Below are 8994 nucleotides of genomic sequence, written 5' to 3'. Positions count from 1 at the left end.
TCCCTACAAGAAAGTTAGAAAAAATTTTATATTTTGTTCACAAATTTCTTGATCTACGGGGTTTATGTTGAGGAAATTCATTCTCGCTTGTATTTGTTGCCTAATCAGCAATGCTTTTGCCACGGAACTCAGGCCCTTTTTCAACGGCTATGCTCCCAGCAACGCATCTATCGTTACCCACCAGAAAAGCGTAAAATCCGAAAGGGACTGGGACAGCGAAAAGCAGTTCTCCGCAGGGCTCGAAATGAACTTCGCCGCCGAATTTAGTCCCATCCGCTATGGTTTCGGCGTAGGCTACAAGAGTCCGCTGAAAGAAGACCACACCAAAATTGTCCCCGCCTCTATTCCCGTATGGGGAACCTTCGCTTTCGGCCGCATCAACACCGACGCTATCTTTTCACCTTATGCCGTGAGCCGCGCAGGTATTCTCCCCCTCATCACAGGTAACGGCGACTGGTGGGAACGCCCCTTCGACTTCTTTGTCGCCGGAGGCCTCGGTGTCATACTCCCCTACCGAATTGGCGTCGAAGTCAACTACGAATACGCCTCCGTACTCAAGTCCTACGAAAGCAGCGACCAAGACTTTCGCATTTCGGCAGGCAAATTCGGCGCACGCCTATCCATCGGTTTCGAACTTTCTCGTGAAAAAATTTACAACCCCCACGACCGAATCGAAAAGAGGGACGAATCCGCTGTACAGGAAGAACCTTTTGACGACGACAGCGATGATAGCGAAAGCACGTCCGCTATAGCAGAAAGCGTCGCCCCCGAACAGGTAGCCGATTCTACTAAAGCCACAGAACCTATGCAGCCTGTAGAGGCGGAACCGCCAGCGGCAATTTCTACAGAAAACAAGCCTGCAGAAATTTCTTCTGAAGAAACGGCTGAACCCGAGCCAGCCGCCGTGCAGCCGAAAAACGCCAAGGAAAAGAAAAAGGCTTCCAAAAAATCTACTACAAAGAAAAAAGCCTCCGCAAAAACGAAGGCTAAAAAGAGTAAAAAGAAGTAGATTTATTCTACCACATCTTGTCGAACTTTTTGCGGCTCTTTTCTTCGTCCTTCTTTTCCTGAACGATAGCGTCGATCACGGCGGCAACCGTCAGGTTGAAGATATCGTGAACAGAGGCGTCGGAGTCGGTAAAGTGAACCGGCTTGTTCAGGCCCATCTGCACAGGACCGATAGATTCGCCCACGCCCATTTCCAAGAGCATCTTGCAAGTGGTATTTGCAGAAGAGAGGCACGGGAAGATGAGCGTATTGACCGTCTGGCCCTTGATCTTGTTGAACGGATACTTCGTATCGCGAAGATCCTTGTCGAGCGCCACGTTCACCTGCATTTCGCCGTCGATCACGTAATCCGGATACTGTTCGTGAATCAAGCGCACCGCTTCGCGGGCGGTGTTGGACGTTCCGCGCGGAGCACCCTTGTCAGAACCGAAGTTAGCGTAGCTCAGCATGGCCATCACCGGTTCATGAGCAAAGAAGCGCACGGCGTCGTGAGTGAGCTTGACAATATCCACGAGGGTTTCTGCATCGGGGTCGCGGTTCACCAGCGTATCGGCCAGGAAGAACGTACCCTTGCGAGTGCTCAAAATGTGCATAGCGCCGAAGTGCTTGTATTCTTCGCGAATACCGATGATTTCCTTAGCCAGTTCAATGGTTTCTGAATACTTGGAGTAACCGCCAGAAATAAGGGCGTCAGCGTCGCCGACCTTCACCATCATCATACCGAAGTGGTTGGGTTCGAACATATCATCGCGAGCTTCATCGAGCGTCACACCGTTACGACCGTTTTCTTCGGCGTAGATTTCAGCATACTTGCGACGGCGTTCGAATTCTTCCGGAGAACGCGGGTTCACAATCTTGATGCCCGTGAGGTCCAGCTGTTCGCGCTGAGCGATCATCTGGATGCGTTCGGGGTTGCCAAGCAGAATCGGGTGTGCAACGCCTTCGGTCTTGGCCTGCACCGCAGCCTTGAGCATGTTGAGGTTGCTTTCGGCAAACACCACGCGCTTCGGGTTGCTACGAGCCGTATCGCTAAACTGACGGATAAGCTTGTTGTCGTAACCCATCATGTCACGCAGACGGTCGTAGTAAGCATCCCAATCGGTAATGGGCTTGCGAGCCACACCACTTTCGATAGCGGCCTTAGCCACAGCGATTGACACATCGGTCAACAGGCGCGGATCCAGCGGCTTCGGAATCAAGTATTCCTTACCGAAGGTAAAGCGCTGGGAGTTGTAGGCAATGTTCACCACATCCGGAACCGGCTTGTGAGCAAGGGCAGCAATGGCGCGCACAGCGGCGTGCTTCATGTGTTCGTTGATGCAAGTAGCGCGAACGTCGAGGGCTCCGCGGAAAATGTACGGGAAACCGATCACATTGTTCACCTGGTTCGGATAGTCGCTGCGGCCCGTTGCAAAAATCAGGTCGCCACGGCTTGCCATGGCTTCTTCGTAGCTGATTTCGGGGTTCGGGTTGGCGAGAGCGAAAACGATCGGCTGGTCAGCCATGCTGCGGACCATTTCGCGAGTCAGGACGTTAGCCTTGGAAAGGCCGACGAACACATCGGCGCCCTTCATGGCGTCTTCGAGCGTTTCGATATCGGTGCGGTCGGTCGCAAAGAAAGCCTTCGCTTCGGTAAGGCCCTTGCGGTCCTTACGAATGACACCCTTACTGTCGCACATCACCAAGTTTTCTTTCTTGAGACCGAGCGACAAGTAGAGTCGCGTGCAGGCGCAAGCGGCTGCACCCGCACCGTTCACCACCATCTTCACGTTGCGAATGCTCTTGCCTGCCACTTCGATGGCGTTCAAGAGGCCTGCAGAAGAAATGATGGCCGTACCGTGCTGGTCATCGTGCATCACGGGGATGTCGAGTTCGGCCTTCAAGGTGTCTTCAATTTCGAAGCATTCCGGAGCCTTGATGTCTTCCAGGTTGATGCCGCCGAAAGTCGGGGCGATACCCTTCACGATTTCGATAAACTTCTTCGGGTCCTTTTCGTTGATTTCGATGTCGAACACATCGATACCGGCATAGATCTTAAAGAGGAGCGCCTTACCTTCCATCACCGGCTTACCGGCGAGGGCGCCAATGTCACCGAGGCCGAGCACTGCCGTGCCATTAGAAATCACGGCCACCAAGTTACCCTTGCCCGTGTATTCGTAAGCGAGGTTATTGTCCTTTTCGATTTCCAAACAAGGAGCAGCTACACCCGGAGTGTATGCAAGACCCAAGTCGGTCTGCGTGCTATGCGGCTTGGTCGGCACAATTTCGATTTTGCCGGGCTTGCCCATGGCGTGGTATTCGAGAGCTTTTTCTTTTAAATCCTTGCTCATGATTTTCTCCTTGTTTTCACCGGCATCCAAGGCCGCGAAAGTTCAATTTTCGGGGCCAAATATAAAAAAAGCAATGGGCATTGTAAAGATTTCAATACCCATTTAAGAAAGATGTATTTTTCAGCCATCCAAAGAGAGCTAAAACACCCTTTTTAGGCCATTTTTTAGTATTAAATACGCATGGAAATATCGAGGGCCTTTACACTATGTGTAAGAGCTCCCACCGAGATATAGTCCAAACCGAGCGTCGCGATTTCCTTGGCGCGTTCGAGAGTCATGTTGCCGGAGCCTTCCACCAACACCTTGTCGCCGCTTTCCTTGATAATCTTCAAAGCTTCGGCCATCATTTCGTTGCTCATGTTGTCGAGCATGATGACATCCACACCCTTGTTCAGGAGTGCGCGGAGCTGATCGAAGTTTTCCACTTCCATTTCAACCATCAAGTTCTGCTTGTTGTTCTTCTTCACGACTTCGAGAGCTTCGAGAACGCCACCTGCAGCTGCAATGTGGTTGTCCTTTACCAGCACCATGTCAAAGAGACCCATGCGGTGGTTAGAACCGCCACCCACGCGAACGGCATACTTCTGCAAAGTGCGGAAACCGGGAACCGTCTTACGAGTGTCAAGAACCTTAGTCTTGCCAGCCTTCAAAGCTTCCTGGAAAGTATGAGCAACGGTAGCCACACCGGAAAGCTGCTGGATAAAATTCAAAAGCGTACGTTCGCCCGTCAAGAGTTCGTGCGTGGTGCCGTCCATTTCGGCAATCAGGTCACCCTTCTTCACGACATCGCCATCTTTCTTGTGGAGCGTCACCTTCACGTTGGCCTTGAGTTCCTGGAACACAAGTTCAATCACCGGGAGGCCTGCGAGCACGCCGTCTTCTTTGGCAATCAGGCGAGCATGTTGCTTCTGGTCGGCGGGAATGGTCCATTCGCTGGTCACGTCACCAGTGCGAACATCCTCGGCCAAAGCCAAGCGAATCATGGTCAAAGCATCTTCAGTCGGAAAAACCGGGGTAGAATTGTCGCCGTACATTACTGCGCTCCCTTTCCAGTCAAAACAACATAAACAGTTCTTACCAGAATCTGGAAATCCAAGAGCAGACTCATGTTTTCAAAGTAATACATGTCGTACTGCAACTTGATTTTCACGTCTTCGGTACTGGTATCATAATGGTGGCACACCTGAGCCCAACCGGTCAGACCCGGCTTCATTTTCAGGCGGCTAATATAGAACGGAATCTCTTCACGAAGCTTGGCGATAAACACGGCACGTTCCGGGCGGGGGCCCACCATGCTCATGTCGCCTTTAAGCACACACAAAATCTGCGGAAGTTCATCGATACGGGTCTTGCGCAAGAACTTGCCCACCTTGGTAATGCGGGGGTCATCCTTGGTGGCCCACTGGGCGCCAAACTTTTCGGCATCGGTACGCATGGTGCGGAACTTGAATACCGTAAAGGGCTTGCCATAAAGGCCAATGCGTTCCTGGGAATAAAACACCGGGCCATGGTCTTCAAGCTTAATGGCAATGGCAGCCAGCACACAAACCGGGAAAGAAATAATTCCCAAGAAGGCGCCAAACAGAATATCGATAACGCGCTTCACGCGGACCTGCCAAAGCGGCATGGTAAACGCAAACAGTTCCTGAAGTTCAAAACCATAAACCAGGTTGGCCTTGAACTGGCCGTTAATCACGCTATAAAGTTCGGGCACCAGGTAAATGTGTACCGGCTGGTCGCACACCCAAACAAGCACGCGCATGATTTCTTGCGGAGAAGAACTTTCGTGCGCAATAATAATGCCCGTTACCTTGTATTTCTTGATGAGGGTCGCCAAATCCGCATACTTGCCAAGAACCGGGACGCCTGCAAATTCATGCTCCATCACCTGGAAGCGTTCATCCACAAAGCCCACCACGCGCTGGCCGCGTTCAGGAGTCTTTGCAAGCGCTTCGGCAATTTTCTTGCCGGCCTCGGTGGCACCCAGCACAAGAATGTTATTCGCACCAAAGCCAAGGCTCAAGAGCCTGCGCAGGCAACGGTAAATAAGCATTCTAAAGATAACCACCAAGAACAGCGCAAAGCCGCCGTAAATAAAGATCCAGGGGAATCGAGATCCGTACAGATAACCACTATTGAGCGGTTCGTTCACCATGACCTTGCCAATAAATTCTGCGCCGAACAGAACCGCAATAATCAGCACAATGCCAATCAGCACCGCGCGTAACACGCGCAAAATCTGGTGCGTTCTCGACATGAGCAACCACGAACGGTAAAGTCCCGCACAAACAAACAGGAAGATCCAGCCCACATTCAGCACAAGGCCCATGTGAGCGTAATCGGCAAACGCCTTACTCGGATCGAACTTATCGACAATCCAACCACTGTGGAACTGTACCCAGAAAGCGAGTACAAAACAAATCGACAACGCCACGAAGTCCGACAGGACAACGAGGATACGTTCCAATGTAGCAGCGCGAATCATATCGACCTTAAACTACAAAATTGAAGCCTAAAAGGCTATCCGTTAAGCAAGGAAACGGATAACCTGGCTCTTTTCCACGATTTCGGGCAAGGCGTCGATGGCATCCACAGCCTTAGAAGCCTTGCAATCCTGGGTCTTTTCGGTGATGACCACCACAGAAACCTTACCCGGATCGTTCACGTTCTTCTGGATAATGGTTTCGATGGAAATCTTGTTTTCGGCCAGGATGCTGGTAATCTTGGCAAGCACGCCGCAAGCGTCACGAGAAGTGAAGCGCAGGTAATAGCGGGCGGTGGTTTCGGAAATCGGCACCAACGTTGCAGAGTTGTCCACGTTGAACCAGCCCATGGGGAGAGCCTTGCGGCTGCCCTGATCCACGGAGCGGGCCAAGGAAACGAGGTCGGCTACGACAGCGGAAGCGGTCGGGAGGCGGCCAGCACCGGCGCCAGTCTGGACCGTTTCGCCCAGGTTGTCGCACTTGAGGTACACGGCGTTGATGACACCGTTCACGTTAGAAAGCAGGTTTTCGTTAGAAACGAAGCACGGATGGACACGGGCGTCCACGCGGTCACCGTCACGGTGATAGATGCCGAGGAGCTTCACGCAGCAGCCAAGTTCCTTGGCAAACGCGATATCCTGGGCGGTAATCTTGGAAATACCCGTCACGTGAATCTTTTCGAAGTCCACGCGCTTGCCGCTGCAAAGGCTGGCGAGCAAGGCCGTCTTGTGGGCAGAGTCGATACCTTCGATATCGAAAGTCGGGTCAGCTTCGGCAAAGCCGAGCTTCTGGGCATCCTTAAGAACCACGTCGAAGTCCAGGCCTTCGTCGGCCATGCGGGAGAGGATGTAGTTACAGGTACCGTTGATGATGCAACTCAGGTGTTCGACAGTAGAGCCGAGCAGGCCTTCCTGCAAGCTACGGATGATAGGAATGCCACCGCCCACGGCTGCTTCGAACAGCACATGCAGACCGTTCTTGGCTGCGAGCGGGAAAATTTCATGACCGTACTTGGCGAGGAGAGCCTTGTTGGCAGTCACCACGTGCTTGCCGCTTTCGAGAGCAGCGAGAATCCACTTGCGGGGCATGTTGTAGCCACCGGCAAGTTCCACGAGCACGTCGATATCATTACCGGCGATCATTTCGTCGGCGTTGGTCGAAACCTTGTAGCCCTTTGCCTTGTACGGGGCAACTTCTTCTTCGGACTTGGCGCAAATGCAAGCCAATTCCAGTTCAACACCGAGCTTTTCCTTGTATTCAGCAATCTTCTGTTCCAGAATCTGAATAACACCGCCACCGACGGTTCCAGTACCAATTAAGCCAATACGCAACATAGGGCGTCTCCATTTTAAATTTTTACGGGCGTAAAGATAGCAATTTTCTTTTTGCTATATTTGGCTGCATGGAACAGGAATCCGTCAATCCAGCTATTGGCTCAATTCTCGACGAGCAGAAACTGAAGAACATTGTCTATCCGGCAAAGCTCTTTAGAACGCGTTTGAATGAAGAGTTTATGAGGGCGAACCGCACCCGTAAGCCATTCCTGTACATCAAGATGTATTCGCACCAGTACGACTTCTTTGGTTGGGGCAGCCCCAACAAGACCGTCGAAAACACCTGGCGAATCAGCATTTTGACCATGTTTTCGCACTTGCGCTTTATCGATGTGCTGGGCTACCTTTCTGACGGTAGCGGTCTCGGCATCATCCTGCTGAATTCCGACCTCTCGGTTCTGGAATCCATCCGCAAAGAAATCTTGCACAAGCTGAACGATGCAGGTCTGATCCAGACATTGCGCATCAACCCCAAGAAGCCCATCTTCGAGGCCTACATCTATACGGGGCTCCAAGAAAAAGAAAACCTGGAACTGGAAGACAAGATTAAAGACTTTAACAGCGCCAACGGGCGATTCTTCTCGCTCACACGCTTGAACTTGGACCATATCTGGGAACACCCCCACACCATTCGCTACCGCCACATGGTCAAGCGACTTGTGGACGTGACCTGCACGAGCATCGCGATTGTGCTCTGCTCTCCCCTGCTTCTCTTCTGCGCCGCAGCAGTCAAGATCAGCGACCCCAAGGGTCCTGTCATCTTCAAGCAGACCCGCGTAGGCAAGAACGGCAAGCTGTTCACCATGTACAAGTTCCGCAGCATGTACGCAGACGCCGAAGAGCGCAAGAAAGAACTGTTGGCCCAGAACGAGACGGGCGGCAAGACCTTCAAGATGAAGAACGACCCGCGCATCTACCCCTTCGGCCACGTACTCCGCAAGTTCAGCCTCGACGAACTTCCGCAGTTCTTCAACATTCTCAAGGGCGACATGTCTATCGTGGGCCCGCGCCCGCCGATTCCGTCCGAAGTGGCGGAATACGAGCCCTGGCACCGCATGCGTCTTTCCGTAACACCAGGTCTCACCTGCATTTGGCAGGTCAGCGGCCGCAGCAACATCAGCTTCGAAGGCCAGATGCGCCTGGACAACGACTACATCAAGCGCAACGGAAAATTGGGCGACGACTTCTCCCTGATTCTGAAAACCTTCAAGGTCGTATTTAAAGGCGAAGGCGCGTACTAATCCTGCGACTTTCAAATGCATAAAAGAAAACCCCGCTCACCGCGGGGGTTTAAAATTTTTCGAACCTTTCGAAAACTATCGATTGTTCAAGTAATCCAGAACCTTCTGGGTCAGGTCGTTTTCTTTCTTCCAGAACACCACGGCACCGGTAGCACGGTCCACCACCATGTCGTAGCCTTCCTGCAAAGCGATTTCGTTAATGGCCTTGCGAATCAGCTGGATAATCGGGCCGCTCACCTTCTCGTTTTCAGAAATCAGTTCGCCCTTACGACCATAAACGCGGTCAATAAAGTTCTTGAGTTCCATATCCTTCTTGTTGTACTCGGCTTCCAGCTCGCGCTTCTTTTCGTCGCTGAGCATCAGCACCTGCTTGTCCAGCTTTTCCTTGATAGCAGCGAGTTCCTTCTGCAGCAAGTTACCCTGCTGTTCCCACTTAGCCACCTGACGGTCATATTCTTCCTGGGCCTTCTTGGTGCCCTTATAGCCGTCAAAAATCAGCTTGGAATCCACATGCGCAATGCGCAGTCCGTCTTCGGCAAACGAGACGGTCGCAAAGGCAAGAACCAAAACTATCAGCAGACGCTTAAGCATAGAGCCT

At 52.1% G+C, this 8994-nt stretch carries 7 protein-coding genes; 2 read left to right on the top strand and 5 right to left on the bottom strand.

Translation table 11 applies throughout. The annotated features are described in order from the left end of the window. The first annotated feature begins 64 nt into the window (after nt 1-64). Nucleotides 65-1009, top strand: a complete 945-nt coding sequence (locus ACJMNB_RS04100) for a hypothetical protein (protein WP_405339265.1) — start codon at nt 65-67, stop codon at nt 1007-1009. Nucleotides 1010-1016: 7 nt separating this feature from the next. On the opposite strand, the gene ACJMNB_RS04095 is transcribed toward ACJMNB_RS04100, so the two are convergent. The 4 genes from ACJMNB_RS04095 to ACJMNB_RS04080 all read right to left on the bottom strand — a co-directional run bounded on the left by ACJMNB_RS04095 (nt 1017) and on the right by ACJMNB_RS04080 (nt 7155). After that, nucleotides 1017-3338 carry an NADP-dependent malic enzyme gene (locus ACJMNB_RS04095; RefSeq protein ID WP_405339263.1) on the bottom strand — a complete coding sequence of 774 codons (2322 nt, stop codon included), beginning with the start codon at nt 3336-3338 and terminating at the stop codon, nt 1017-1019. Nucleotides 3339-3508: 170 nt separating this feature from the next. Further along, on the bottom strand, nt 3509-4372 hold the full coding sequence (gene nadC / locus ACJMNB_RS04090; protein ID WP_405339261.1) for a carboxylating nicotinate-nucleotide diphosphorylase: 864 nt from the start codon (nt 4370-4372) through the stop codon (nt 3509-3511). Continuing rightward, on the bottom strand, nt 4372-5823 hold the full coding sequence (locus ACJMNB_RS04085; protein ID WP_405339259.1) for a sugar transferase: 1452 nt from the start codon (nt 5821-5823) through the stop codon (nt 4372-4374). Before ACJMNB_RS04085 ends, nadC begins: the two co-directional genes overlap by 1 nt. Before the next feature lie 42 nt (nt 5824-5865). Beyond that, nucleotides 5866-7155, bottom strand: a complete 1290-nt coding sequence (locus ACJMNB_RS04080; protein WP_405339257.1) for a homoserine dehydrogenase — start codon at nt 7153-7155, stop codon at nt 5866-5868. A gap of 68 nt (nt 7156-7223) precedes the next feature. Here ACJMNB_RS04080 and ACJMNB_RS04075 point away from each other — a divergent pair, with 68 nt between their 5' ends. Continuing rightward, the gene (locus ACJMNB_RS04075; protein WP_405339255.1) at nt 7224-8396 is read left to right on the top strand and encodes a sugar transferase; all 1173 of its coding nucleotides are present in this window, start codon (nt 7224-7226) and stop codon (nt 8394-8396) included. A gap of 75 nt (nt 8397-8471) precedes the next feature. Here the strand turns inward: ACJMNB_RS04075 and ACJMNB_RS04070 are convergent, their stop codons facing one another. Further along, nucleotides 8472-8987: an OmpH family outer membrane protein gene (locus tag ACJMNB_RS04070; protein ID WP_405339253.1), complete on the bottom strand. Its 516-nt coding sequence runs from the start codon at nt 8985-8987 to the stop codon at nt 8472-8474. Nucleotides 8988-8994 lie beyond the last annotated feature (7 nt).

It is taken from the genome of Fibrobacter sp. (assembly GCF_045131395.1).
Lineage (GTDB): Bacteria > Fibrobacterota > Fibrobacteria > Fibrobacterales > Fibrobacteraceae > Fibrobacter.
Note: the sequence above shows the minus strand (reverse complement) of the source record. Positions and strands in the feature narration are given on the sequence as shown.